Consider the following 26,218-nt stretch of genomic DNA (forward strand, 5'->3'; position numbering starts at 1 on the left):
CTCTTCGTTGTCAAAAAACAGGAAAATAGCACTACTCTCGATCACTGGATCGCATTTCGAAAGTCGCAGAACAAACAAACGAACGAGATGGGGTGTATATTTGAATTGACGAAACATATGTATACGTCATATACTGTTTATATTATATACAGTTAATTAGAATGAGGAGGGAATAAATGATATGAATCATGCCATCGAAGTCTGTGGTTTACACAAAAGCTTTGGCAACCAATCGATATTAAACGGCGTTGACCTTGTCGTACCAGCAGGTACGGTCTATGCTTTGCTTGGCCCGAATGGCGCCGGCAAAACCACATTGATCCGTATCCTCTCAACGCTGACCGCGCCGGATGCAGGAACGGTACGGGTAGCCGGGTACGATGTAGTTGCCCAAAAGCGTGACGTCAAGCGCTCGATCAGTCTCACCGGACAATTTACCGCCGTTGATGAGGTGTTAACTGGCGAGGAAAATTTGGTGATGATGGGACGTCTCTCGGGCCTTTCCTCCAAAGCGGCCCGTTTGCGTGCAACAGAACTGCTGGAACGATTCGACCTGACTGATGCGGCCCGCAAGCGGGTAAAGACCTATTCCGGCGGCATGCGTCGACGCCTCGATCTTGCCATCAGCCTGATTGTCAGCCATCCGGTCATCTTCCTGGACGAACCGACGACCGGCCTCGATACACGGAGCCGACGGGTGCTGTGGGACGGCATTACGGAATTGGCGCGGCAGGGCCATACGATTTTTCTGACAACGCAGTATTTGGAGGAAGCCGATCAGTTGGCGGACACGGTTGCCGTCCTCAAGGACGGACAAATCGTTGCAACCGGTACGGCGGAGCAACTGAAAGCTCAAGTTCGCAGCGATCGGGTGGAGCTTCGGGACGCCGAAGATCGGCTGGTTTCCCGAGTGCCAACCGACGGCACCATCCGTGATTTGCTGGGCATTTTGAATCATCTACACTCCCAGGTGCCTGCAGATACGCGTGTCAGCATTCAGCGCCCAACGATGGATGATGTCTTTATTACTCTAACTGCCGGCGAGAAGGAGGTATCCGCATGAGAGAAGCGCAATTCTCCGTTCAACCCGCTTCGTCCTGGACGACGAATTGGGTCTTTATCGGCCGCGGCATTCGCCATAGCCTGAGAGACGTGGACGCGATGGTCATGGCGATCGCACTTCCGGTGATGCTGATGCTGCTGTTTACGTATGTTTTTGGAGGTGCCCTTGACCCTACCGGTAATTACGTCGACTATGTGGTTCCCGGAATTATCTTGCTCTGTGCCGGATTTGGCGCCTCGGGGACGGCGGTCAAAGTCGCCGAGGACATCTCCAACGGCGTGATCGAGCGATTCCGCACAATGCCGATCCAAAGCCTTGGCGTGATCACCGGGCATGTTGCGGCCAGCCTGGTCCGGAACCTGGTTGCCACGGCGATTGTCATTGGCGTTGCCCTCCTTGTCGGCTTCCGTCCTTCCGTTGGCCTAGGGGCATGGCTTGGGGCTGCAGGTGTTATCGTCTTATTTATCCTTGCCATCACCTGGCTGTTCGCCGCCATAGGCTTAGTTGCCGGGAGCGCCTCCGCCGCTAGCGGTTACGGGTTTATCCTGCTGTTCCTGCCCTACTTGTCCAGCGCCTTCGTCCCCACGCGGTCGATGCCCCAATGGCTCCAGGGCTTCGCAACCCATCAGCCGATCACGCCGGCGATCGAAACGATCCGCGGCTTGCTGACCGGCCTCCCTATCGGCACCAACGCCTGGTGGGCCGTTGGTTGGTGTCTGCTCCTTATCGTCGGAGCCTTCGTTTGGTGCCGGGTGTCCTTTCATCAACGGTCAGGGCAACGATAACACCATAAATCGGGTAGGAGGCTACCCATTAATTGAGTAGCCGACCTCCCACACCACCGTACGTACCGTTCGGTATACGGCGGTTCCTAAGTTTTCGCAGTTACTTGTCGATAATAATCCGAGAAGAAGAGAAATCCTAAGCCCTTGAGAGTGTTATTTCCGAGGGACTTCGAGAGGACGGGGCTATTGGAGATTCTCCAGTAGCCCTTTCTCGTGTTTGCGTATTCCCATGCTTTTTGTCCTTGGATTCCGAGCGATTGCAGTTTCTCGAATTTCGTCCTCACTCGTTTCCACTGCTTCCAGAAGATCATGCGAATCCGCCTTCTCATCCATTCATCCGTGGATTGGAGCATACTTTTCATATCCGCTATTTTGTAGTAGTTGATCCACCCCATGATGTAGCGTCTAAGCTTTTCGGCTCGTTCTTCATTTCCCATCCCGTTGCTTCTGGACGTGAGCTCCTTTACTTTGGCTTTCATCTTGGCAGCGGATTTCGGATGAATGCGGACTCGTGTCTCTCCTTTCCTTTTGTAGAAGGAGAACCCAAGAAATTTAACCTTCCACGCCTCGTCCACCACTGTCTTTTCCCGGTTCACTTTGAGAAACAACTTCTTTTCAATGAAGGGAAGAATGTTCTCCAGTGTCCGTTCCGCGCTCCTTTTGCTTTTGCTGAAGATCAGGAGATCGTCCGCATAGCGCACGAAGCGGTGCCCGCGGCTTTCCAGTTCCTTGTCCAGTTCGTTCAGCATAATGTTGCTGAGAATTGGACTCAGATTGCCCCCTTGCGGTACGCCGATTTCCGTATCCTCGAAGCGGTGCTTCACGACAACGCCGGCTTTCAGGTACTTGTGGATGAGCGAGATGACCCGCCCGTCTTTAATGGTTCGGGATAAGACTTCCACCAATTTGCTTTGGTTAACGGTGTCAAAGAATTTCTCCAAGTCCATATCGACCACGTATTTGTACCCTTCTTCGATGTTTGATTGGCTTCTCTGAATAGCGTTATGTGCGCTTCTCTTGGGTCGGAATCCGAAACTGTTCTCCGAAAACTGTTTTTCGTAGATCGGGGTAAGCACTTGAGCGATCGCCTGTTGGATAACTCGGTCAACAACCGTAGGAATTCCCAGGTTTCTCTTCTTTCCGTTCTCTTTCGGGATTTCTACCCTTCGAACAGGATTCGGACGGTAGGTTCCGTCCAGAATGGATTCCTTGATGGTTTCTCCGTTCTCTCGGAGATATTGTAGAAGTTCATCTACTCCCATCCCGTCGATTCCGTGAGATCCTTTGTTAGTTTTGACCCGCTTGAACGCTTCGTTCATGTTGTCTCTGCTAACGATTTTCTCAAGCAACTCGTCCTTCGACTCGGTTGCGTCGGTGCTGTCGGTTTCAGGTATCCGCTCAGGACTGTGCGCTCCCGCATATTCTCCATGTTCCGCATGTACGTTTTGCGTCGAGCCTTCTCTTCGAAGTTGGCTGCACTTGACTCCTGTTTCGGTACCATTCATTAACCCACACCTCCTTAGGTTCAGCCCTTCCCTCAAGTTGTCGACTAACCGAGGTACTATGGCGTCTGCTGACTTCTCATGATAAATCTTGTTTCAACCATGATTTGAAATTCATCTCCTCACGTCCATGAGACCTCCCACGGTAAGACGCGTAACTTTCATCCCGTATACCCGCCGCATTTACATCCGCGTGTCCGTGCAGTTTATTGGATTTCGTCTTGTTTAGCAGACTCATCCCACTTTGGATGCCTGATGCGATTCGTGTTCCTCAGGCCGGGACTTTGCCTCCAGCTTCCTTCAGATTCCACCTCACGATGGACACCCTTGCTCTTGGCTAATGGTTGGCAACTGCCAGCCCCCATAGCGGACTTTCACCGCCTAGCTACGCGCCATGCGTGGCGCACTAAAACAGGGAAATCGAATCGCTTCGATTTCCCTGTTTTCCGTTGATCGCCTTCCTCTTCCACTTAATACGTTCACTTCGCGGCGCTAGTTAAATATTGTTCCACTCCGTCAAGAATCCGCTCCAACCCAAATTCGATGTCGTTCCCCACATCGCTCTCGGCTTCATTTTCACCGGTGTATTCTCCGGACATCACAAGCGGATGCAGATACGGAAAACGCTCCGGGGTGACGAGCTCCTTCAGCGCCGCACTATAGCTGAACCCGCTAAATTCATCCAGGCTCGTACCGGAGCTTATCGCTCGGTCCATATCGCGTTGCAGGATGCCACAGGCCCGCGCATAACTGCTTAACAGCAGGACGATCGACATTTTGGCGTAACCGCTGATGGGAAAGTTCTCCATCCCCTGCAGGGCCCAATCAACGAAACGCAGGCTGTTGGGGGTGATCGGCGCCCCGTAAATCGGAAGATCGGCAAACCAGGGATGCTCCCGATAGACTTGCACCGTACTCCAAACAAAAGTGCGCATCATACCCCGCCAATCATCCGGATCGGGGTTCTCCGGCAGAGGGATGTCACAGATAGCCTCCTGCATCAGCAGCAGCAAATCGTCTTTGCTTGGAATATATCGATACAGCGACATGGCCGTATACCCCAATGCTCCGGCGACCCGATTCATGGACACGGCAGCGAGTCCGTCCTTATCTGCAAGTTCAACCGCGGTACGGACAATTTCCGGGATGCTCATTTCCCGTTTGGGACCCCGCTTGGGTTCCTTAACCAACCCCCAAGTCAAGGCTACGCCGTGAGGAAGGCCCTTGGTGTCGTGGCGATCGTCCGCTTTGTTTCCTTTTTCGTTCATCTCTGTGTCTCCTCATTTTGCATAAGGTCATGCGATAAACTGCTTATTCTATAAGCAATATACCATAAATCGAAGGACAACATCCATGAACGTTGCATCAAGAATCCGTCTCTGCAGCACCCAAGGGAATTCTCCAGAACTCGTCCTGCGCAGGGAAGCTCAATCGCCCAAAGCCGGCGGCGGTTATTTCGACCGGATAGAAGCGAGCCGGGGTCTGGTTAGAGAAGTACCACTCCCGGTGATCCCTGACAACGATCAGCAGCCCGTACTCGTCCCCGACCGGGGTTAGCCCGGGATCGTCCGCTTTCCAGTTCGCGAGTCCGGCCTCGTTCAGCTGGTGAACAAACGGGATCACCTCTGAAGCGATGATGCCGATTTCGCTGACACCCATGATGTCGTCGATCGTAAAATCATGGTTGATCCCGCTGGGCAAGTTATGCCGGGCGATCCATTCCACGATATTGCCGGAGGGGTCCTTGAAATACACGGCATGTGCATTCCAGGAGGTGAAGAACACTTCGTCCTCCTCTTGTTCACGGATCAGAGGGACTCTCGCCGCCAACCATTGCTTGGCTTCCGCGAACTTATTTTCCGGCACATTTAACGCAAAATGATAAAACGGAGATTCGTGTTCCTTCGCCATACGGAACGTAATCAGCGTCGCACCGGCTTGAATCGTAAAATGCTCGAGCCCTTGCTCGACAAGGGCAAACCCCAAGGTTTCGGTATAAAAAACCTCCGTCTCCTGCAGTTGCCCCGATCTTAAGGTCATTTCCGTAAACTTCATGTTCCTCTCTCCCATCTCAGGTGACGGACGATGAGTCTTCCTTTTTACCGAAGAATTAAGCCAAGCTCTCCAGGTATTCGCGGATTTGCCCCGGCGTTTTGGCGAATTTGCTATGCAGGTGGGCGATTTTCTCTCCGTTTTTGTAGACGAGCAGGCTCGGAATCCCCCGCACCTCGTTGGCTTCAGCCAGCGGCTGGAATTCCTCCGCATCCATCGCGTAGAACTCTTTGTCCGTATGCTCTTGGATAATATCTCCGATAAACCGGTCAAGGTTTTTGCAGTCCGGGCACCAGGTCGTATCAAATTTAATGACCGTATACTGGTCTCTTTGAATCAATTGATCGAATTGCGTTTCCGATTGGACGCGTTCCATCCGGATCCACTCCTTTAATGGTAGATTTGATAGTTTAAATTTGAATATTTGCTACACCTTGATTATAGCGCATTCGCGCAAAGACGCCATAGTCTTCATTAAGGTTTCATCTTGGTGGATCCATGGTACAATCTTTGGTAAAAATAACGCGAAAGGATGGGGCACCAACATGCTTCTCGCGATACTCTTATTTCTTGTTGCCGGACTCGCCGAAATCGGCGGCGGCTACTTGGTCTGGCTGTGGCTTCGTGAATCCAGACCGCTGTGGTACGGTATTGTGGGCGGGCTGATCTTGATCGTCTATGGAATGATTCCGACGTTGCAGAAGTTTCCTTCCTTTGGCCGTGTTTATGCAGCCTACGGCGGAGTGTTCATCGCGCTGGCCGTGTTATGGGGCTGGTGGGTGGACAAGAAGACCCCCGATCTTTACGACTGGCTTGGCGCCGCGGTTTGCCTCGTAGGCGTCTCGATCATCCTCTGGGCACCACGACATTAGAAAGGACAATGATGTCATGAATCTCACTTCCATTACCGAAGCCATCACGCCGCTTCATTTGCGAAGCTGCCTTATTCGTCGGGAAGGTCGGCTCGTCTTCGAACATTACCGAAACGCGCAAATCGCCGACCAACTTGCTAAGACCAACTCTTGTACAAAAAGCTTTTTGTCCGCCCTGATCTGCATCGCTTTTGACCAAGGGCTGCTGCCGCCGCCCGATACGGCCATCCGTACCTTCTTCCCCCAATTGGAAAAGGACCCCGACGAGCGGAAACGGGAGATTACTTTGCGGCATCTCCTCACCATGTCGGGCGGTTGGAATTGGACAGAATTCGGCGGGCATAATTCGTTTCCGCGGATGACTCGCTCGCCCGATTGGGTCCAGTTCGCGCTGGAACAGCCGATGGCCGATCGCCCTGGGGACCGGATGGAATACAACTCCGGCGGCTCTCAGCTGTTGTCGGCGATCCTGGTCCAAGCGGCCGGCACGCCGGTGACCCGGTTTGCCGAAGAGTATCTGTTTGGCCCGCTTGGCATCGAGAAGTTCCGATGGGAGCACGACCCGCAAGGCATCCATACCGGCGGGTTTGGCTTGTGGCTCCGACCGGACGATATGATGAAGTTTGGTCTGCTGTATTTGCAACAAGGCGTCTGGAACGGACGCCAGCTGATCAGCCGGGAACGCTTGGCGGAATCCGTCCGGCCCGCCATCGACGTCGAAGCGCCAAGGCGCGGCTGCTATGCCTGGCATTGGTGGACGGACGTGTATCAGAAGGAAGGAGCGAAATCGTTTGATTTCTTCTACGCCCGCGGTTACGGGGGGCAGTTTATTTATGTCATTCCCAGCCTGGAGACCGTTGTTGTCCTGACCGATGATAAGCTGAAACGAGACCGTCCTCCGGCTGAGGTATTCCGATTGGGGATTGCGCCTTATTTATAACGAAAAGAGGGGCTGTTTCGTCCGTAGACGATGAGACAGTCCCTCTTATTAAAGTTATACGGTAGGAATCGTTCCTCCGTCGATGACATATTCGCTGCCGTTAATGGATCCCGCCCGATCGGAGACGAGGAATGCGACAAGCTCGGCAACTTCTTCCGGCAGGTTCGGTTCGAATTAACGCAGGGGAATCTCGGCGTTTGTGGGGCTTAAAAACAACTGCGGGTTAAAGGCTACCATTTTGGACCGGTTTCAAAACACCGGGTTTACGCTGGCATCGACGTACGACGCCGAGGATTTAATCACGGTGGCGGGGTTCATCAAGGCCGGCCTTGGCGTGTCCGTCCTTCCGAAAACGATGGGCTTGGAACTTGACGGGCTCGTGTGGATTCCGATTCAGGAGGAAGGTTGGCAATGGGAGCTGGGCTTGAAATGGCGTAAGGACCGCTACGTGTCGCCAGTAGCCAAGCGGTTTATCGATTACGTACAAAGTCTGTGCTATGATAAAACAAGTAACTAACGAAATGATCATGTGATGAAAAGGAGATCCCAATGAAAGCACTTGTCCTTCCGAAACCGGGGAAACCCGATACGCTGAATATCGCCGAGTTGCCTTTGCCTGAACCGGGTCCCGGCGAAATCCGGGTGCGCGTCCAGGCCGCCGGCCTGAATCCGATCGATTACAAAGTATCGCCCAATGGGCATCCGGCTTGGAATTATCCGTTTGTCCTCGGCATCGACGTAGCCGGTGTCGTTGACGCCGTCGGCGAAGGTGTCACCACCTGGAAGCCGGGAGATCGGGTCGCCTATATGGCCGATTTCACCAAGCCGGGAGGTTTTGCCGAATATACCGTGACCGTCGCCCATACCGTGGCGGCGATTCCGGACGGCGTATCCTTTACGGATGCGGCTGCCTTTCCTTGCGCCGGGTTGACGGCGTACCAGGTTTTAACCCGCAAAATGCAGCTCCGTGCAGGGCAATCCATCCTGGTCCATGCCGGCGCGGGCGGGGTGGGTGGATACGCCATCCAACTTGCGAAGCTGTACGGCGCCTCCCCGATCATCGCAACGGCTTCACCGCACAATGCGGAATATGTCCGCAGCCTTGGAGCGGATCATGTCATCGACTACACAACGGAAAATGTTCAGGAACGCGTGTTGGCCCTCACCAACGGAGTTGGGGTTGACTTGATCCTCAACTCGCTGAACCGGGCAACCGCCCAGCAGGATTTGAGTACATTGGCTTTCGGCGGACAGTTAGCCTGCATCGCCGGGGCGCCGGAGACCGTAGCTGACTTCCAACCGTCCAGCAAATCGTTTACGCTGCACAAGCTGATGATTGCCGGCGCTTATGGATCGGGAAGCCGCAAGGCCGAAGAAGAGCTCGCCATCCTGGCGGGAGAATTTATGGCCCTGCTGCAGCAGAACAAAGTTAGCGCGATGGTGCAGGAAATCATCGAGCTGGAGCAGGTGCCGGACGCCTTAATCCGCCTGTCGCAGCGGCATGTCCGCGGCAAAATCGTTGCGAAGCTGTAACTAGGGCGCTAAGCCATCAGCGTACAAATAAGCCCATTCCAAGAGGTTGGAATGGGCTTATTATTTTTTGGGTGCAACTTCATACTACAGACTTTAGACTCTAGGCGCCACTGCTTGCTCCAGCGCTTCCTGGGTGATCTGCTTGATATCAATCGGGGAGGTTGTCCCCTCGTTGACCATGTCGGTCAAAATTTCGCGAAGAAAGTAATCGACGCAATGGAGCCGAATGTTTTTGATTTTGACCAGTGCATCGCGGTACATCTTCACGAATTCCTTCTCTGTGTTCCCGCGCTGCAGCTCGGCAAATGCTTCATACACCTGATCCAGCTTGTCAGCTACCTCCAGGATCAACCCCTCGACGGTGTTGTCTTTTCCCTCCCGCAGTTGGCTGCGAAAGATCGGTTTAAACTCCTCGGGGATGTGCTCGTCGATGAAATTATGCACCATGCCCTCTTCAACCTGTTGAATTAAGTTGCGCAGCTCGATGGACGCATGCTTGACCGGGGTTTTGATATCCCCGATAAAAATCTCGCCGTAGTCATGACTGCTCGTAATTTCGTATAGCTTCTTCCAGTCAACCGCCACGCCATGCTGCTCTTCAATATCGGCTAACGTCTTGGCGTATTGCACGACCTTCCAGGAGTGTGCCGCCACGCTATGTTCTTCGAACTTGAACCTTCCGGGACAGCGATAGATGCGTTCCAATTCGTTTAAGGAGCGAAAATAAGCATGAATGCCCATCGGATCAGCCATCTTTCTATTTAGGGTTTACCCTCAGTATAGACGGCGATTGTTAGAGCCATGTCAAATCTATCGTTTCCCGCCAGCTTCTCCTTATTCCGTTTCCTCTCCGGCCCCGCCCTCGCGGATGAGCGGCGCGAACTTCCCATTGACTTGTGCCGCAAGCAGCCGGGGCGTTAGTTCCATTTGTAAGCCAATCCGTCCGGCGGACACAAGGAAGGTCTCCAACTGTTCGGCCCGGCTGTCAATAAAGGTTGGGAACAGCTTCTTCATCCCGATCGGTGAGCAGCCCCCGCGGATATAACCGGTGTGCTGCTGTAAATCCTTTAGCGGCAGCATTTCGATTTTCTTCACCCCTGCGGCTTTAGCTGCCTTTTTCAGGTCCAACTCCTCGGCTACAGGCACAATAAACACAAATAACGCCGAGCCCTGATGAGCTACCAGCGTTTTATATACTTGGTCCACGGGTTTGCCGATCTTTTCAGCTACCGCAGTTCCATGAATTTGTCCGTCCTCCGCGTCGTAAGCAAAAATCTGGTAAGGCGTTTTGGACTTGTCCAGCATCCGCATGGCATTGGTTTTGATCTCGGCCATTGGTTGGTTCCCACTCCTTTGAAATTCCAGGTTTCTCTATGGACATAATCCTAGCATTTTCGCAGGAAGGATGACAGGTCCGGGACGGTTTAATTTGTTTTTTCGATGTGGCCTTCAATCGGACTTCTCATTATTAATTTAATTGATTATCTAAAATTAATTTAATTATTAACTTATTTACGCAACAGGATTTACATGATTTAAGATCCCTTCTATTCTAGATGTAATTATTCTGTTTTAGAGAGAAGGATTCCTATGGACATAACTGATCAACGAATTCTTGAGTCACTCAAGCAAAACAGCCGCATGACCGCCTCCGAAATTGGCAAGCGGGTTGGCTTGTCTGTTCCCGCCGTATCCGAGCGGATCCGCAAGCTGGAGGAAGCCGGGATCATCGAGGCCTATACGGTAAAAATCAACCGCACCAAAACCGGCCACAAGCTGCTGGCCTTCGTATTTGTTGGCATCGAACATACTAGGTATATCGAAGCGTTCCGCACCAAGATCATCGCCTGCGGACCGGTTCTGGAATGCCACCATCTCGCCGGTGAATATGATTATTTGCTAAAAGTGCTGGTAGAAGATACCGCGCATTTGGAGTATTTTTTGACGGAGACGTTAAAGAAGATTCCCGGGGTCGTAAAGAGCAACACGATGATCTCCCTCTCTACCCTCAAGGAAAACATCAATCTATGAAAAGAAGCGTGCGCCCCCTCTTGCACGGCTTCAGATTTGGGATGCTGCTGCAATTGGCCGTTGGCCCGGTCTGCTTGTTTATTTTTCAAACCGGCTCTCGGCTGGGCTATCCGGCAGCGGCCGCAGGCGTTCTTGGGGTCACGCTGGTGGACGCCTTGTATATGGCGGCTGCAGTGCTGGGACTCTCCTCCCTCCTAGGCAGGGGGCGCGTGCAATCGCTGCTGAAGGGGTTCAGCGCCATCGTTGTGAGCCTGTTCGGGCTGAGTACATTGCTAAGTGCTTTTCAGGTGGAGATCCTGCCGGACTTTAGGTTGGCGGAGAATGGGGTTGGCGGAAGCTACGGGGGATTCACCGCAATCCTGCTTACCGCCTCCAATCCACTAACGATCCTCTTCTGGGCGGGAGTCTTTGGCTCTAAAATTAACGAGCCGGGCTTCAGCTTAAACCGCATCCAGTTGCGTTGGTTTGCTTTCGGCGCTTTATTGGCGACCTTCATTTTTTTGAACGTAATCGCGTGGATCGGCAGCCTGGCTAATGCCTTTATTGCACCGCAGGTGTCGGTTGTTTTGAACGTTATCGTTGGCCTTGCCCTGATGTTCTACGCCGTGCGTATCGCAACAGCGGGCCGCAGCTCCTAGCCGGAAACCCGTTCTCTATCACTTAGCTCGTCACCTGCGTCTTTCGTTTTGGCTTTGGGGCTTACGCTGCATCCTAGCGCAAAGCGTCGGCTTTGCCTCGATCCAGGTTTAGTTTCATCACGACGGCGATCCCTAGGCCAAAAAACAGCAGCAGCGACAAAATCCCCAGCCGCGGATTGCCAGTGATCTGCCCGATAAGGCCAAACGCAAACGGACCAAAGATGGAAGAGAATTTACTCGTAATGTTCACGAAGCCGAAAAACTCGCCCGTCCGGCTCGCCGGCATCAAATCGCTGAGGATCGAACGGGAGATCGATTGGCTTCCCCCCTGCACCACCCCGACCATAACCGCCAAAATGTAAAAATGTAACGCGCTGTTCATGGCGAAACCAAGAAGCACAATCAGCACATAAATCCCTAGCGAGGCAATCAAGACCCGCTTCGGGCCAAGTCGTCCCGCCGCTTTTCCTAGCAGGATCGTGCTGGGAAACCCTACAAATTGCGTAATCAGCAACGCTAAGATCAAATCGCTCGTGCCGATGCCAAGGGTGGTTCCGTAGATCGTAGCCATCAGAATGATCGTATTGATCCCGTCATTGTAAAACCAGAACGCCGCGATCATCCGAAACAGCTGCGGATAGCGCCGGATATCCCGGAACGTACCGCCGATGCGTTGACTCGCCGCCCGTACATAACCGCCTGCCGTTAGTCCGGACGATTGTTTAGGCAAATTCGGCACCTTGCGCATGATCGGCAGCGAGAAGACCAGCCACCAAAGGCCTACGCTGAGAAAAGAAAGCCGGGTGCCCGCCAACTCGTCGCTCAGACCAATCCACTGCGGCTGTTGAATCATCAGCAGATTCAGTGCCAGCAAAATTCCTCCGCCGACATATCCTGCGGCATATCCTTTGGCCGATATGTCGTCCCGGTCTCTGGATGGCACTAGATCCGGTAACATGGCGTCATAAAATGTCAGGCTTCCGGAAAACCCCACCGTCGTGATGACCAGCAACGCCGAGGCGAGTAGCCAGTCCCCCGGTCCAACCATCGCGAACCCGGTTGTTGCTACGATACCTAGCAGGGCAAACCAGGTCAGGAACGTAGTCTTGCGCCCCGATATGTCTGCGATTGATCCTAACAATGGCGATATGACGGCCACCAGCGCCATACCGATGGAATGCGTATAGGCTAAATAGGAACTCGCCGTAGTTTCATTTAAACCTTGTGCTGCCACACCCGCGTAAAAGATCGGCAGTACCGCCGCCAACACCGTGGTGGAGTAAGCTGAATTTGCCCAATCATACAGAATCCAGGCGCGTATCGCCGATTTGTTCATAGGTAATTTGCCCCTTCCCTCTCAAATGGTTAAATTATAGTAAAATAGCATTAACGGCGTGTTTAGCAAGTGTTTGCGCGGAATAAAACCATCCGTGTAAATTAGAAATCTAACTCTCTCGATTACAGTTTGCAGGAAACGGAGAATGAAAATGGCCGATACTTTAAAATCAATGTATAACGAAGCCTTTTTATGCAGCTTCGGCAACAAAGTGAAGGGGGCCTATGCCCCGTTTGAGGTGGAGCGGTTCGTTGCCGAAGTTATGGACGACACATGGGACAGTCTGGAATTGAAGGCGCGGATGCGCCAGATTACGTTAAAGTTGGGGGCCCTACTTCCGCCTAGTTTTGAAAAAGCGCTAGCCGTTCTATATGCCATTGACGAAACCTGTGAGGGGTTTCCTTACTTGTTCTTTCCCGATTTCGTTGAGGTGTTCGGAAGCGCCGAAACAGACTGGACGCTGGCCATGCAGGCGTTGGAGCGCTTTACGGCGAAGTCATCCGCGGAGTTTGCCGTCCGCTCGTTTATCGAACGGGACCCCGAGCGGATGATGCGGCAGATGGCGGCATGGGCAGAGCACGACAACGAGCATGTCCGCCGTTTGGCTAGTGAAGGCTGCCGACCGCGCCTTCCATGGGGACAAGCCTTGCTGATGTTCAAACGCGATCCGGGGCCGATCCTGCCGATTTTGGAACGGCTCAAGGCTGATCCCAGCTTGTACGTCCGCAAAAGCGTGGCCAACAATTTAAATGATATCGCCAAGGACCATCCAGACTTGGTTCTGGAGCTCGCGCGGCGCTGGAAAGACACGCACCCGCACACCGACTGGATCGTGCGTCACGGCTGCCGCACCTTGATCCGCCGCGGCGGCCCCGAGGCGCTGGAGCTGTTCGGCTACGCCGCCGGCGATGACGGCGTACGCCGCCGGCGATGACGGCGAGCCGCTAGTGGCCGAGGCCACGCTAGCGATCGCCCCGGACTCGGTGCGCATCGGCGACAGCACGGAGCTTCGCTACGAGCTGACGATCCGCGAGGGCGAATCGGCCAAGGTGCGCGTCGAGTACGGCATCGACTTCGTCAAAGCCGGCGGCCGCACCTCGCGTAAGCTGTTCCTGCTGTCGGACAAAACCGTGCCCGGCGGTTCACGGATCGGCGGTACGCGGCGCCACAGCTGGGCCGACCTGTCGACCCGCCGCCATTACCCCGGCGAGCACTGCATCGTGCTGCTGGTGAACGGCGTCGAGGTTGGCGAGACCGTATTGTTGCTGCAAGCGGACGGAGAAGCATAACAAAGACCTGGCCAGGTTGGCCAGGTCTTTTGCTTTTCCACACGCGAACCCCTGCGCGCGTGCCAACTGCAAAAGTGCAGTTATTTGGGCTGAAATCCCTTACTAAGGGCTTTTCAGATGTAAAAGTGCAGTTCATTTCCGCCCAAAACCGCCGTTTCGGCCAAAAACCCCCTCAATGAAATGCACTTTTACACTTCATCCCCCTAAATTCGGGGTTTTGCCCATTTTGAAATGCACTTTTGCAGTTGGAGCTGCTAAGGTTGATGCTTTGGGCTGGGGAGTTGACTACTGCTACTGGGGGTTGAGCTCTTGTAGTTAAGTTAGTTGGTTGCAGTTCCCCTCCCTGTAGTTGGATCTACTGTATGGATTATACTGTTGGAGTTTGCTCTATTGTTGTGGTTATTTACTATTGTTGTGATTAGTTTCTATTGTTGTGATTAGTTTCTATTGTTGTGATCAGTTTCTAATGTTGCGATTAGTCCTACTGTTGTAGTTGGTACAACTGTTGCGGTTCGATTTACTATTGTGGTTATTTCTACTGTTGTAGTTTGTTCTACTGTTTGGCGGCTAGTTCGACTATTGTGGTGGTTCGACAGCTGCAATTAGTTTTACTTGTTTCGATTAGTTCTATCGTTGGCGATTAGTTCTACGATTGTGTTTGGTTCTACTGCGATTTGAACAGGATTAACAGCAAAAGTGCAGTTATTTGGGCTAAAATCCCTTGCCAAGGGCTCTTTAGATGTAAAAGTGCAGTTCATTTCCGCCCAAAACCGCCGTTTCGGCCAAAAACACCCTCAATGAACTGCACTTTTACACTTCATCCCCCTTGAAATCACGATATTACCCATTTTGAAATGCACTTTTGCAGTTGGTGCTTAAGAGGTTAGTTTGTTGCACTTAGGATTACTGCAGTTGTGTTACTGCAGTTGTGTTGCTGCAGTTGTGTTGTTATGGTTAGTGTAGTTAGATTGATCTTGGCCCATTCTGGGTAAAATGGGGAAGGAGTTACTAGTAAATAAGGTGAGATCACGAGGAGGAATAGAATCACATGCCGATTGATGCTTATTTGTATTTCGACGGCAACTGCCGGGAGGCGGTTGCATTTTATGCCCAGGCGTTTGGCGTGGAGCGGCCGCAAATCCTGACGTACGGCGAAGCGCACTCGGCCGAGCCGGAATATACGCTTCCGGAAGAAGCGAAAGACCGAGTCATGCACGCCAACCTGAAGGTGAGCGGCAGTAACCTGATGTTCTCCGACGTGTTCCCAGGCTCCCCTTACACCGTCGGAACCAACCTCAGTTTAGCGCTGGTCAGTTCCAACCGGGAGGAGATCACCTCCGCATTTGAGCGCCTGAAGGAAGGCGGCTCGGTTAAAATGGAGCTGCAAGAAACGTTCTGGAGTCCTTGTTACGGCAATGTAAAGGACAAGTACGGCATCGAATGGCAACTCAGTTATGACGACGGAAGAAACGGCATGTAAGCATGCCGTTTCTTCCATAAACTTACTTTCCGAAGTATTCCCTCAACGCTTCTACAATTGCGTGGGCCGCCTTGTCCTGCCCTGCTTCGCTTAACAGGACTGACTCATTCTCCGCATTCGTCAGAAACCCGATTTCCGCCAGGACCGCAGGAACTTCGCTCGTTCGCAGCACTTTCCAGTCCTCTTGACGTACCCCTCTGTCCCGAAAACCCAAGGCCTCGATTAAGTGCTGATGAATGTCCTTCGCCAGTTCATGACTGCCGTCTCCCTCGTTATTGTAATACGTCTCCGTACCGGACACCGTCTCCGGCCCTTCATACGTGTTGCCGTGAAGCGAAATCAACGCATCGGCATTGAGATCGTTGGCCACCTTGGAACGGTCCTCCAACTCGATAAACTCGTCACTTGTCCGAGTTAAGGTAGGTTCAAACATCGGATCCTGCCGCAGCAACTCATACACTTTCTGAGCTAGAGCCAGCGTAAAATCCTTCTCTTCCTTGCCGCTTGCGCTAGTCGCTCCCGGGTCTTTCCCGCCGTGCCCGGGGTCGATGACGATCCGGTACTTTCCTTCTGCTCCGCCGGGAACCGGCTTATCCTCCCCAGCCGACGGCCCGGACGATAAGAACGGATGAACGTAACCTGCGTTCCCCTCACTGCCAAGGGTAATCACACCTCCTAAGGACAATAAAACAAAAATGATCCCCAAGGTAGCCATAAAATACGCGACTTTCCCACTTTTCCCCATATGCTCTCCTCCCGATTTTCTCCTCTTCACCCTCAATAACGGACACGGCTGCCATCCAGAATCGGATCCGTGCTGTCAACAATCACCAACTGCCCTTCAAACAGCCCGCTGCTGATCGCGGTGTTATGCCCATTGCTCCCCGCCACTTCGACCGAGGTTCGCGCAACGTAGTAGGCATTCCCAAGCGGGCCTTCTCTCGGTTCAACTGTGTACACATAAGCACCGGCATCATCCTCATGAATCGCCGCATTAGGTACAAGAAGCGTCCCCTCGCCTCCTGTTTTCGTCAAAATAACTCGCGCCTTCATTCCGCTGCGCAACAGGTCTCCTTGAAGCGAAATCGTCAAGATTTGATCAGCCTTCCTATTTGGATCCTTCTGGTCTGCCGCGTCACCGGACAAGCCGCTGTTCGCGCCTGCCTCCAGGTTGATGATCTGTCCCTGAATGATGGAGTTCTCCTGATCCGGGAGCAGGACGTCCAGCTGATCCCCGATGCGCAGTAGCTCTGCGACATCATTCGGAATCGGCAGTTCAAGACGAAACCCTTTGGAGTTGTCGGATAAACGGATATCCGCCCCTCCGAGTGAGGCTTGTCCTTCAACCGCGGAGATCTCGATGATGATGCCATCAACCGGAGCAACTAGCTGGCGGTCATCCGCAATCTCTTTTTGTAAAGCATCGAGATGTTGTTCCTGCGTGGTGATATCGATTTTCGCAGTCTGGATGGCGGTCTTTGCAGTTTGCTTAGCCGCTTCATCCCCCGCCTGTGCCGCTTGTTTGTAAGCTTCCTCTCCATTGGCCAGCGACAGCTTCAGCTTCTCAAGATTCGCCTTCATGTCGGCCAGTTCCAGGGCTGCGTCACGATCGTCATACTCGACCAGAACCTCGCCCTTGTGCACCGCTTCCCCTTCTTTTACATGCACCCGGGTCACTTTCCAACCGGCCGGGTTCACCAAATCCCGCTCGACTCCATATTTCAACAGCGCAGTACCTTCATATGAATGCTCCAGCTCGCCAGGACTCGCAACGCCTACCAGCACTTTAGGCAGCGTCAGGTTCTGCAGCGTGTTGCCAAGAAGCGTACAAACCAGCAGCAAGCCGGTGAACCCTCCGGCAAGCCATCGGATATTTCGCTGCCTGACACGTTGCCGCGACTCTTCATTCCATTGCGTTTCCAATGCGATCCCTCCAACCTGCTAACCTTTAATCCCCGACAATTGCACCCCTTGAATGAAATACGACTCCGCATAGAAGAACAGTAACAGCATCGGCGTCATGTACAAGACGGAAGCCGCAAAGCCAACTCCTCGCTCCTCCTCCGCAATTCGCGCCAAATATAACGACAATGGCTGTTTAAAAGAATCCTCAAGAAAAAGAAGCGGTTGTTCGATCATATTCCAATAGTCCACAAACAACAGCACCGCCAGTGCCGCCAATCCGGGCTTGGCCAACGGGAGAACGATTTGCCGGTATACCGTCCATTCCCCAGCTCCATCGATTTTTGCAGCTTCCGTATAGGCACCGGGGATATGCGCCATAAATTGACGCAACATAAACACTCCAAACGCACCAAAGATACCAGGCAAAATAATGGCCGCTTCCGTGTTCATCAAACCTAGCGCATTCGCCACCAAATAGTTCGGCACTAACGTCACTTGAAACGGCATCAGCATCGTCAAGAGATAGAGCAAAAACAGCTTGTCCCTTCCGCGAAAGCGCAGCTTTGCAAAAGCATACGCTGCCAGAGAAGCCACCAGTGTTTGACCGACGATAATGGGCACCACCATCCCCACCGAATTCCAGAACATCCGCAGGAACTTGGAATTCATGATTAAGACCTCCCGGTACTGCCCCAGGCTAAGCCAATCGGGGAGCAACTTTAAATTGACAAAACGGGCAGTGCCTCCCGCTCCCGCCGCGACATCCGTCATCTGTCCGATCAGCCCGTAATTCATGCCGATCTCCTGCTCCGTCATCAACGAATTCGTAAAGGTCACGATCAATGGAATGGACATTAAGGCGGCTATCAAGCCGATTCCTGCCGTTAGCGCCAGCTTCGGAAGCCGCTTCGCCTTTTTCATCGGCCTTTCCCTCCTTTAATCCAGCACATCGCGGAACCGCCGCTCCAACGAGAGGAGAACCGTAACCAGGATGGCGATACATAGAACCATCAAGGTCGCCGCCGCCGTCAGCTTCTGAATCTCCAGCGCCGCAAACATGTTGTTCATGTAATGCTGCAGGATATAAATGCGGTCAAACGGATAATCCCCGGCGAGTAAATACGTTTCGCGGAACACTTTAAACGAGTTGATAATCGAGATCAGGACAACGAAGAACAAGGTTGGCGTCAAATACACCAACGTAATCCGTGTGAACTGATGCCACCTTCCCGCTCCCTCAATTCGCGCGGTTTCGTAGTAATCCCGGGGGATTTGCTGCAAACCGGCCAGAAATAAAATCAAGTTGTAACCGAGGTTCTTCCATAAATAAAGCACCACCAGCACCCCCATCGACGCCCCCGATTGCAGCCAATCCACTCGGCTATGGCCCGCATGATCAAGCCAAGCGTTCAATGTACCGTTCCAGTCAACGAAAATTTGCCAGACCAAGACGACCGATGCGACAGGGACCACCAGCGGCAGGATCAGAGCGGTCTGCAAGCCTTGTCGGAAGAACGGTCCCTTGTTGATCAACAACGCCAAACCCAGGGACAAAACGATCAGGAGCGGAACGCTGATGCTCGTAAATAGCAGCGTGTTGGCAGCGGCTTTGCGGAAGGAGCCGCTGGCCAGCAGCTCCGCATAGTTGGTCAATCCGGTGAAGTGGCCGCCAAGCGTACGGTTCGTCAAGGATTGAGAGATGCCCAACACGAATGGAATCAAGTAAAACACCGAAAACCCAAGGACACTCGGAGCCAAAAACAACATTACCGCCGCGGATTCCCGCCGGAGGGCCACAAGCCGCCGCCGGTTATTCATTGAGATACGTCGTGACCTTGTTTTGGATCAAGTCGGCGACGGCCTCGGCGGATTTTTGCCCGCTGAAGAAAGCTTTGGATTGCTCCGTGATAATCTCCGCCAGCTGATCCGGTTGAAATTTAGACACCAGATGGGTTGCTCCGGTCAGAACCTGTTCAAGCGCATCCAGCTCGTCCGGGTCCACCTTAATGGGAACTCCCTTCAAAGGGCCCTCCTTGGCGGTCTGCACGGAGCCTTCTTTCTTCAACTGTTGGATTTCCTGTGCGTAAAGCTGTTTATTTAGCGGGAAGCCGGCATGGTTTGGTTCGACCGGCACTTGATCGGAGATCATGAATTTTACGAAATCCCAGGCTTGTTCCTTGGCCTTGGAGCTGGCATTTAAGCCAATGCTTCGATACGGTTGGAAATACCCTCCGGTGCCTCCATCTTGGGCATGAGGCTTCACATACAGCTTCATGTTAGGGCTCAGATAGCTTTTTAACGATTCGAAATAATCAGCGGGCGAATTGATCTGCACCGGGAAGAAATAAGGGATTCCTTCCAGACCGATCACCCCGTCCTCGGACATGTCCTGCACTTGCTTCATTAATCCGGTAAAACTGGCCGTGTTGAATTTGGCCGTTCCCTTAGGCTCATCCACGAACAGTGATAAATTGTCGGATACCATCCAGTTCAGCATGTATTGGGGTTCAGTACGAATGACATGCGGATACGTTTGGTTGACCAATTGTTGGGAGAGGACCGCAAAATCGTTCCAAGACCAGGATTGATCGTTGATCTCAACCCCTGCCTTCGCGAGCGCTTCTTCGTCGCCGGCTAGTCCGTGCAGGAAGAACGAAGTGGGCATCGCGTACAAGCCGCCGCCGATCTTGGCATTGTCCAGAATATTCGAGAAATAGTCCGCCTTCTTAAAGGTGGAATCCTGTGCGATCAGCTCATCGAAATTAACCAGCAGTCCGTTCTTCACATAACTCGCCGCCGGCAAATCATCCAGCACCAGCAAATCCGGCCCCTTTCCTGCCAGCATGGCCGTATTCGTTTGGGTCAGATATTTCTCCATTTCCGCCTCCAGATGGGCATCGTCCGTCTGCACAGCCTGGAGCTGAATCTCCACCTCCGGGTGTAAGGCTTCATATTGGTTGACCAGCTCCTGCAAACGATTGTCTGGAAAAAGGGTCGAGAAGACCAACGTTGTCTTCCCTGTCTTGGTGGGAGCTTGGATTGTCGTTTCGGACCCGGGATTCCCGGATTCGCCGATTTGGATCTGGGAGGGTTTCCCTCCCCCGCCGCTGCATGCGGCAAGTGCAAACAACAGGATGAAACTAGCCGCCGCAGTAGCCCTAGTTCTTTTCTTGATGAAGGTCTTCACGTCCATTACTCCTTTCGGCCTCATTACGTTAGAGCGAATCATGTTTTACGGCCTACTTCATCGTAAAGGGGAGATGTCACCATCGTTTAACCAAGTTGTCAACAAAATGTCTCCAAACTGCCGAACACGCAAAAAAACAGGAGCGTTCTCGTTCACGCTCCTGTTCATGGAAAGACGTTATTTCATTTCGATGATGAAGGGCAGCCATTCGGTTTCCTGAACCGCTGTTTCTGCGCTTTGCCCGACGGATGGGGCCGGAGTCCCGCGAAATAGACTTCTCCCACCGAAGATCAGCAGTCTCCGGTTATCCCGGCTCCAGGACATCTGTGATGGAAATACCCCCTGATAGATTGGCCTAGCATTTAGTACATTGTTCCCCTGTACCCTGCCGGCGAGCAAAGTGCCGTCTCCCTTGCTGTAGGCAATGGTCTGACGGTCCCCGGACAACTCAAAGCTGAAGGCGTTGTCCAACAGCACGGCTACCGCCTCATTCCGCAGGTCGTAGGTGTACAACGTCCCATCGTGTGCCAGGAAAGCAACTTGATCGTTATTTAACCAAGCGGCTTGACCGTTTTGGGCTAACTCATGCTCATATTGGGCAACGAATTCCCCCTCCTTCAATTTCCCAATGACCAGCCGCGTTTCATCCAACCGCTGGACAAGAAGGAACCCGTTGTTCCCGTCATCGGTGATATGAACGGAGCTGTACAGCTCTGCCCTTTGGTCCTTAGGTATCGGAATCTTGTAGATCACAGAGGTTCCGTTTTGCGTATCGTACACCCTAATTTCGGATTCACCCTTGGTCCGGGGTTCCGAAGTAAAGTTAGCGAAGGAGAGATACCGGCTGTTATCCGACCAGGTAAACCATTTTGTCGTGAGTTGGGAAGTGTCAAAAGTAATTAGCTTTTGATCCGTCCCCCCGGTAAGAGACAGCAGCTGGAGTTCATATTGTCCCGCCTTCTCCTCAAGCGCGGCAACTCGCTGTCCGTCCGGAGACAAATTGAAAACGAACTGCTTGGCTTTCGTGTTGAGGACCTGCTGCAACTCCTCATAAGGGGGCTTGATTACTTGGAGGCTTTCCGATCCGTTAGGTCCGGAGAAATTCGCAAGCAACGAATCCGATTCAAACCAGCCCAACAGCCCGCCTTTGGCGGCGAGGGGAATTCGGTAGATCTTCTCGACTTCAAAGGGACCCGATGGCCCGTTCGCATCTTGGCTCTCCTCCGTGTCCGGGATGATGATGGTCTTGGTCTGGGGTCTCCCGACGCAGCCGGACAGCAGAGTGACACCGATGAATAACCACACCGCAGTCATCCAAAACCGCGTGTTCATGCCAGCCCCCCTTCCGACTTCATCAAAGGCAAATCCACAACAACGGTTGTTATTTCGTTTTCGCTGGTCATGCGAATGCCCCCTCCATGATCGTCAACGATTGATTTCACAATGCCCAGTCCCAATCCGACGCTTCCCGTCTCCTTGGCACCGTGCCGGTCGGGAATATAATATGGCTCGAAAACTTCCCTTAATTGGTCCGGTGGAATCGTTTCTCCACAATTGGTAAAGAGGAATCGAACCGTCTCCCCCACCCGGGTCGCTTGGACCGTAATCTCCGAATGCGGCTTGCTGTACTTAATCGCGTTGTCCAGCAAATTAATGAAGATCTGACGGATACGGTCTTCCTGTCCGTAGACCTCCAGCTCTTCCTCGATTTCGCTGTGAATCGATTTATGGTAGCGCTTGGCTTTAAACGCCAAAGCCTCGCAAGTGTCGCTCAATACTTGCCCCGTCTCGACCCGTTTGAACTCCTCGCCACCCGAAGTTTCCTGCGATAACTCTAACAATCTCAGCACCATCCCATGCAATCGCTCGCTTTCCTGAACGACATGGTTCATGCCTTTCTCGAAAAAAGCCCGATCCGACTCGCCTTGCTGGCGGATCATCTCCGCATACCCCAAAATGGAGGTGAGCGGGGTTTTCAACTCATGGGTCACATTGTCGAAGAAGGTCTTCCGCTGCCGATTTAAGCGCTCCAGGCGGTCACGGTCCCGTTCGATGCGGGCGATCTGCTGCTTGATCTGCCCGATCATCTCGTTGAAATTGGCGGCCAATCGGCCAATTTCATCGCGCCGCGTCCGTTTGACATCGATGCGCACGTCCAAATTTCCGTTCATTACTTCTCCCGAGGCTTTGCTAAGCTTGACCAAGGGAATCGTCATGTTGCGGGACAGAATATACGAAAACAGGAAAGCGGCAGCCAAGATGCCAAAGGCCAAATACGTGATGGTCTTCAGAATCGTATCGCTTTGCTCATACAGCAACGTGAAATCCTTGGCAAAGCGCAGAATCCCCACCTTGGTTCCGTCGATAATCACCGGGTAGGAGTAACGAACGGCAGCCGTTCCTTGTTCATAGGAAATCGTGTAGGCGGTTTTGCCTTCAAGCGCTTGCTGCAAATCATCATCCGCCACCTGGGTAAAGGCCGCATCCGAGGACGAATGAAGCAGGACCCCGTCCACGGTATAGGCGCTGACCTCGCTGGAGGTCGCCCGCTTCAGGTCACTGACGATCTCATCGGCCATCTGCCCGAAATAGAGATCATCATTCGTGAAGTGATTGATCAAGAACGCCTGTCGCACATAGATATTACTGTTCTTTTTCAGCCCGATCAAATCGTCTGTGATAATGTTCCGGTTACTCTTCTGGATAATGTGATCGACGGTTTGATTTAACAACAGAAAGGACACGGCAAAGATGAGAAAAAAGCCGACAAGAAATTTCCCTCGAATTGTGCGGATCATCGCCTAGTCCACCTGTTTCTCGAATTTATAACCGATGCCAAATACGGTTGTGATCAGATCACCCGCGTCGAGCTTTTTGCGCAATCGCTGGATGTGCGTGTCGACGGTACGCGTATCGCCGGGAAAGTCATACCCCCATACAAGATCAAGCAGTTCTGTGCGCGTATAGATTTTGCCCCGATGATGATACAGGCGCAGCAGCAGATCAAATTCTTTCGGGGTTAAATCGACCGGCTCTCCGTCCTTGCGCACGAGCCTTTCGCTTTCGACGACCTCGATATTCTTGAAACGAATCCGCTCACTTTGCGAGGTAGAATCCATCCCCCCACTGACCGGCTGAACCCGCCGAAGGATCGTGCGGATTCGGGCGACCACCTCACGCAGGTCAAAGGGCTTCGTAATATAGTCATCCGCCCCGAATTCGAGACCGAGAATTTTATCGGTAATATCGGATTTTGCCGTAATCATCAGGATCGGAAGATTGTACGTCGCCGTTACTTTTTTGCAAATGTCCAACCCGCTTTGGTCCGGCAGCATCCAGTCCAGCAGCAAGAGATCCGGCCGGAACGTCTTCATGAGCTCCAGCCCGTCCGCTCCGTTTCCGGCGGTCCGGATGTCGAACCCTTCCTTGGACAACCCGTAAGCCAGCAAATCGGCAATGGCCGCTTCGTCGTCGATGATCAGGATTTTCGTCTTCTCCATACATGCCTCCAATTTTTACATTCCTCGACACCTATTGTACCTGTCCGCAGCCGCTCAGGAAAGTTTGTGCGCATAATCACTCCGGCGCAGGAGACACTACTTGCGGATATCAACCATCGTGCCGTCATTATGCACGATCATAATACAGATAAACGGTGAATTCATGGACATCAACCACCATAGTTTTAAGAGAATCCCAAGAGCTTTCCTGATACTTATGTTGCTTGTTTGCTTCCTAGCGCTTGCCTGGTCTACAAATGCCAGCGCTTCCCCTTCATTACCGATCGTCTCGGAGGAGAGTATCTATTCGATTGAAGTTTACCCTCGGCAGCACCGCCTGACCGTAAAAATTCAAGGGCAGCCCTATAAATCCTACCCCGTCGCCGTAGGCAATCCCTCCACGCCTACTCCCGTCGGAGAGTACCAGGTGACCTATAAAGGCAAAGACTGGGGACCTTCCTTTGGACCAAGATGGCTGGGGCTAAATGTGCCGTGGGGCTATTACGGTATCCATGGCACGAATCGGCCTGATTCGATCGGCAGGCACCTCAGTCATGGCTGCATCCGCATGCGGAATCGAGACGTTATGGAGTTGTATGAATTGATTCCTTTAGGAACCAAGGTGACGATTTATGGGCATCTCCTTGGGGACGTGGACCACGACCCGCGTGATTTGGCCGAAGGGGATGTGGGCGGTGATGTGCAATTGATTCAATCGCGGCTGAAGAGCGCAGGCTATTTCAAAGGGAATTGCAACGGCAAGTTCAACCGGGCAACCGCGGTTGCCTTAACCCACTATCAACGTGATCACGGGCTGATCCCTAATGGTGTCGTATCTTATCGGGTGTACCAGGCTCTGGGATTAACCGATTAATTCCAACAAAAAACAACCCTAGGTTTCGAAACTGGAGACCTAGAGTTGTTTATTTTCGCCTTACACAAACACTTGCATTAATTCGATATGCCGTTCTCTCGACAAATCCCGAAATTGCCACTCGTCAATTTGCACCAGCGGTTTGAAAATATCAGACGGGTTGTTCCATACGATCGTAGCCGTCTCGCCGTTGCTCAGTTTAACCTTCTTTCCGATGAAATTCGGCAGAAGATTGGAAGTCAGCGCCTGAACCGCCTTTTCGTTCAGCTTGCCGAATCCCAGATTATAAATGCTTTTGAGTACGGACAAGAGATCACGCCGCGTTCCCGAAGCATCGGGAGTCGTCATCGCTATGTATTCATTAGCTACCGCAACAATCTCGGCATAAGGATGAATTTTCTCTTTTCGCAGGCCAGCCGGATACCCGGAGCCGTCTTCCCGTTCATGATGCTGTAGTGCGACGAGCGCCGTCACCTCTTCCCCCGACGATTTGCGAATGATTTCATAACCGTAGGAGGTATGGCGGTTCAACTCTTCCCGTTCTTCCCCGGTTAACTCTTGCTCGCGATTACGCAAGGACTGGCGGACCTGGCTCTTGCCGATATCGTGTAAGTAACCTGCTTTACTGATATCGTAACATTCATTGGGCGAATATCCGAGCCAAGTGGCGATATAGTAGGACAATAGGCCCACCTGCAAGGAATGGTTATAAATATTTACATCCTCTTCCGTAAAGGTGATCAATAAGGAAACGACGTCTTTATTCCGATCAAGCACCTCAAGCATAGGAACCAAATGCTGCTCCACCATATCCTGATTGAATTTCCCTGTCGTGAGCGCCTCTAGGAACAACGCCTGATAACCCTTTACCGTAAAATAAAAGTTATCGCGTAATCGCTGGGTGAAGCTGAGGTTGTTCCCGGAACTTTGGGCCTCTTCCCCTGTACGCAGTTCGATATCGACGTAATCGATACTCTGCCGAATCAACAGGGCGATTTCCTCCGTATGAATGCTCGTTCCCTTAGGAAGCACGTGCAAACCAGCCCGGTTAAACACATCGGTTCGCAGCCGATCCCCTTCCTGGAGCTCCATGACGTGAGTTTTCATGTGACCCCTCCCTTCTTCATCTGCGCAAAACGCCGAAATTTCTATCTTTACCTATAAATATCGCGCAAATTCGGCAAGCCCTGAATAGTCCTAAAGGCGTGTTTTAAGAGAGGGAATACCGATG

28 protein-coding genes and 1 pseudogene are annotated in these 26,218 nt (G+C 52.5%); 12 read left to right on the forward strand and 17 right to left on the reverse strand.

The window, feature by feature from the left end; genetic code table 11:
- Nucleotides 1-181: 181 nt before the first annotated feature.
- Complete coding sequence (locus BN3277_RS12415; protein WP_059043119.1) at nucleotides 182-1,063, forward strand: ATP-binding cassette domain-containing protein; 882 nt, start codon at nucleotides 182-184, stop codon at nucleotides 1,061-1,063.
- Nucleotides 1,060-1,848, forward strand: a complete 789-nt coding sequence (locus tag BN3277_RS12420; RefSeq protein ID WP_059043121.1) for an ABC transporter permease — start codon at nucleotides 1,060-1,062, stop codon at nucleotides 1,846-1,848. Before BN3277_RS12415 ends, BN3277_RS12420 begins: the two co-directional genes overlap by 4 nt.
- 86 nt (nucleotides 1,849-1,934) lie before the next feature.
- On the opposite strand, the gene ltrA is transcribed toward BN3277_RS12420, so the two are convergent.
- From ltrA to BN3277_RS12440, 4 genes are all read right to left on the reverse strand, one after another.
- Nucleotides 1,935-3,353, reverse strand: coding sequence for a group II intron reverse transcriptase/maturase (ltrA, locus tag BN3277_RS12425; RefSeq protein ID WP_059041683.1), 1,419 nt, complete (start codon nucleotides 3,351-3,353; stop codon nucleotides 1,935-1,937).
- Between the two features lie 476 nt (nucleotides 3,354-3,829).
- Nucleotides 3,830-4,618, reverse strand: a complete 789-nt coding sequence (locus BN3277_RS12430) for a TetR/AcrR family transcriptional regulator (protein WP_059043124.1) — start codon at nucleotides 4,616-4,618, stop codon at nucleotides 3,830-3,832.
- A gap of 97 nt (nucleotides 4,619-4,715) precedes the next feature.
- The gene (locus BN3277_RS12435) at nucleotides 4,716-5,405 is read right to left on the reverse strand and encodes a VOC family protein (protein ID WP_059043126.1); all 690 of its coding nucleotides are present in this window, start codon (nucleotides 5,403-5,405) and stop codon (nucleotides 4,716-4,718) included.
- 55 nt (nucleotides 5,406-5,460) lie between these two features.
- Nucleotides 5,461-5,778 (reverse strand): thioredoxin family protein, encoded by a 318-nt coding sequence (locus BN3277_RS12440; RefSeq protein WP_059043128.1) that lies wholly within the window; start codon nucleotides 5,776-5,778, stop codon nucleotides 5,461-5,463.
- Between the two features lie 169 nt (nucleotides 5,779-5,947).
- On the opposite strand from BN3277_RS12440, the gene BN3277_RS12445 reads away from it, so the two are divergent.
- The gene (locus BN3277_RS12445; protein ID WP_059043130.1) at nucleotides 5,948-6,274 is read left to right on the forward strand and encodes a YnfA family protein; all 327 of its coding nucleotides are present in this window, start codon (nucleotides 5,948-5,950) and stop codon (nucleotides 6,272-6,274) included.
- 16 nt (nucleotides 6,275-6,290) lie between these two features.
- Nucleotides 6,291-7,214 (forward strand): serine hydrolase domain-containing protein, encoded by a 924-nt coding sequence (locus BN3277_RS12450; protein ID WP_059043131.1) that lies wholly within the window; start codon nucleotides 6,291-6,293, stop codon nucleotides 7,212-7,214.
- Between the two features lie 54 nt (nucleotides 7,215-7,268).
- Here BN3277_RS12450 and BN3277_RS25090 read toward each other — a convergent pair.
- Nucleotides 7,269-7,382, reverse strand: a pseudogene (locus BN3277_RS25090) (SDR family oxidoreductase); the annotation flags it as partial.
- A gap of 31 nt (nucleotides 7,383-7,413) precedes the next feature.
- Here BN3277_RS25090 and BN3277_RS12460 point away from each other — a divergent pair.
- Together BN3277_RS12460 and BN3277_RS12465 are read left to right on the forward strand one after the other, a co-directional pair.
- Nucleotides 7,414-7,731 (forward strand): LysR substrate-binding domain-containing protein, encoded by a 318-nt coding sequence (locus BN3277_RS12460; RefSeq protein WP_059043136.1) that lies wholly within the window; start codon nucleotides 7,414-7,416, stop codon nucleotides 7,729-7,731.
- A gap of 32 nt (nucleotides 7,732-7,763) precedes the next feature.
- Nucleotides 7,764-8,747 (forward strand): zinc-binding dehydrogenase, encoded by a 984-nt coding sequence (locus BN3277_RS12465; protein ID WP_059043142.1) that lies wholly within the window; start codon nucleotides 7,764-7,766, stop codon nucleotides 8,745-8,747.
- A 93-nt stretch (nucleotides 8,748-8,840) separates the two neighbouring features.
- Here the strand turns inward: BN3277_RS12465 and BN3277_RS12470 are convergent, their stop codons facing one another.
- Both BN3277_RS12470 and ybaK read right to left on the reverse strand, forming a co-directional pair.
- Complete coding sequence (locus tag BN3277_RS12470) at nucleotides 8,841-9,488, reverse strand: YfbR-like 5'-deoxynucleotidase (protein WP_059043144.1); 648 nt, start codon at nucleotides 9,486-9,488, stop codon at nucleotides 8,841-8,843.
- 93 nt (nucleotides 9,489-9,581) lie between these two features.
- Nucleotides 9,582-10,082: a Cys-tRNA(Pro) deacylase gene (gene ybaK / locus BN3277_RS12475; RefSeq protein WP_059043146.1), complete on the reverse strand. Its 501-nt coding sequence runs from the start codon at nucleotides 10,080-10,082 to the stop codon at nucleotides 9,582-9,584.
- A gap of 255 nt (nucleotides 10,083-10,337) precedes the next feature.
- Between ybaK and BN3277_RS12480 the strand changes: the two genes are divergently transcribed.
- Together BN3277_RS12480 and BN3277_RS12485 are read left to right on the forward strand one after the other, a co-directional pair.
- The gene (locus tag BN3277_RS12480; protein WP_059043149.1) at nucleotides 10,338-10,778 is read left to right on the forward strand and encodes an Lrp/AsnC family transcriptional regulator; all 441 of its coding nucleotides are present in this window, start codon (nucleotides 10,338-10,340) and stop codon (nucleotides 10,776-10,778) included.
- On the forward strand, nucleotides 10,775-11,416 hold the full coding sequence (locus tag BN3277_RS12485) for a LysE family transporter (protein ID WP_059043151.1): 642 nt from the start codon (nucleotides 10,775-10,777) through the stop codon (nucleotides 11,414-11,416). Before BN3277_RS12480 ends, BN3277_RS12485 begins: the two co-directional genes overlap by 4 nt.
- 73 nt (nucleotides 11,417-11,489) lie before the next feature.
- Here the strand turns inward: BN3277_RS12485 and BN3277_RS12490 are convergent, their stop codons facing one another.
- A complete protein-coding gene (locus BN3277_RS12490) occupies nucleotides 11,490-12,752 on the reverse strand; it encodes an MFS transporter (RefSeq protein ID WP_059043153.1) in 1,263 nt (420 codons plus the stop codon).
- A gap of 151 nt (nucleotides 12,753-12,903) precedes the next feature.
- On the opposite strand from BN3277_RS12490, the gene BN3277_RS12495 reads away from it, so the two are divergent.
- The 3 genes from BN3277_RS12495 (at nucleotide 12,904) to BN3277_RS12500 (ending at nucleotide 15,521) form a co-directional block, all read left to right on the forward strand.
- The gene (locus BN3277_RS12495; RefSeq protein ID WP_232436415.1) at nucleotides 12,904-13,686 is read left to right on the forward strand and encodes a DNA alkylation repair protein; all 783 of its coding nucleotides are present in this window, start codon (nucleotides 12,904-12,906) and stop codon (nucleotides 13,684-13,686) included.
- A 13-nt stretch (nucleotides 13,687-13,699) separates the two neighbouring features.
- Entirely contained in the window at nucleotides 13,700-14,041 is a 342-nt protein-coding gene (locus BN3277_RS26045) for a hypothetical protein (protein WP_232436416.1), read from the forward strand.
- Nucleotides 14,042-15,089: 1,048 nt separating this feature from the next.
- Nucleotides 15,090-15,521, forward strand: a complete 432-nt coding sequence (locus BN3277_RS12500) for a VOC family protein (RefSeq protein ID WP_059043155.1) — start codon at nucleotides 15,090-15,092, stop codon at nucleotides 15,519-15,521.
- Between the two features lie 22 nt (nucleotides 15,522-15,543).
- Here BN3277_RS12500 and BN3277_RS12505 read toward each other — a convergent pair whose 3' ends face one another.
- The 8 genes from BN3277_RS12505 to BN3277_RS12540 all read right to left on the reverse strand — a co-directional run bounded on the left by BN3277_RS12505 (nucleotide 15,544) and on the right by BN3277_RS12540 (nucleotide 24,113).
- Nucleotides 15,544-16,266, reverse strand: coding sequence for an N-acetylmuramoyl-L-alanine amidase family protein (locus BN3277_RS12505; RefSeq protein WP_059043158.1), 723 nt, complete (start codon nucleotides 16,264-16,266; stop codon nucleotides 15,544-15,546).
- Between the two features lie 32 nt (nucleotides 16,267-16,298).
- On the reverse strand, nucleotides 16,299-17,444 hold the full coding sequence (locus BN3277_RS12510) for an efflux RND transporter periplasmic adaptor subunit (RefSeq protein WP_059043160.1): 1,146 nt from the start codon (nucleotides 17,442-17,444) through the stop codon (nucleotides 16,299-16,301).
- A gap of 18 nt (nucleotides 17,445-17,462) precedes the next feature.
- Entirely contained in the window at nucleotides 17,463-18,347 is an 885-nt protein-coding gene (locus tag BN3277_RS12515) for a carbohydrate ABC transporter permease (RefSeq protein ID WP_059043161.1), read from the reverse strand.
- A 15-nt stretch (nucleotides 18,348-18,362) separates the two neighbouring features.
- Nucleotides 18,363-19,244, reverse strand: a complete 882-nt coding sequence (locus tag BN3277_RS12520) for a carbohydrate ABC transporter permease (protein ID WP_059043163.1) — start codon at nucleotides 19,242-19,244, stop codon at nucleotides 18,363-18,365.
- Nucleotides 19,237-20,613, reverse strand: a complete 1,377-nt coding sequence (locus tag BN3277_RS12525) for an ABC transporter substrate-binding protein (RefSeq protein WP_157688716.1) — start codon at nucleotides 20,611-20,613, stop codon at nucleotides 19,237-19,239. Before BN3277_RS12525 ends, BN3277_RS12520 begins: the two co-directional genes overlap by 8 nt.
- A 177-nt stretch (nucleotides 20,614-20,790) precedes the next feature.
- Nucleotides 20,791-21,945, reverse strand: coding sequence for a hypothetical protein (locus tag BN3277_RS12530; protein ID WP_059043166.1), 1,155 nt, complete (start codon nucleotides 21,943-21,945; stop codon nucleotides 20,791-20,793).
- Nucleotides 21,942-23,411, reverse strand: a complete 1,470-nt coding sequence (locus BN3277_RS12535) for a sensor histidine kinase (RefSeq protein ID WP_059043168.1) — start codon at nucleotides 23,409-23,411, stop codon at nucleotides 21,942-21,944. Before BN3277_RS12535 ends, BN3277_RS12530 begins: the two co-directional genes overlap by 4 nt.
- Nucleotides 23,412-23,414: 3 nt before the next feature.
- A complete protein-coding gene (locus BN3277_RS12540; protein ID WP_059043170.1) occupies nucleotides 23,415-24,113 on the reverse strand; it encodes a response regulator transcription factor in 699 nt (232 codons plus the stop codon).
- Nucleotides 24,114-24,330: 217 nt separating this feature from the next.
- Here BN3277_RS12540 and BN3277_RS12545 point away from each other — a divergent pair, with 217 nt between their 5' ends.
- Nucleotides 24,331-24,987 carry a L,D-transpeptidase family protein gene (locus BN3277_RS12545; RefSeq protein ID WP_059043172.1) on the forward strand — a complete coding sequence of 219 codons (657 nt, stop codon included), beginning with the start codon at nucleotides 24,331-24,333 and terminating at the stop codon, nucleotides 24,985-24,987.
- Between the two features lie 60 nt (nucleotides 24,988-25,047).
- On the opposite strand, the gene BN3277_RS12550 is transcribed toward BN3277_RS12545, so the two are convergent.
- The gene (locus BN3277_RS12550) at nucleotides 25,048-26,094 is read right to left on the reverse strand and encodes an HD-GYP domain-containing protein (protein WP_059043173.1); all 1,047 of its coding nucleotides are present in this window, start codon (nucleotides 26,092-26,094) and stop codon (nucleotides 25,048-25,050) included.
- Nucleotides 26,095-26,218: the final 124 nt, after the last annotated feature.

The organism is Paenibacillus rubinfantis (genome assembly GCF_001486505.1).
GTDB lineage: Bacteria > Bacillota > Bacilli > Paenibacillales > Paenibacillaceae > Fontibacillus > Fontibacillus rubinfantis.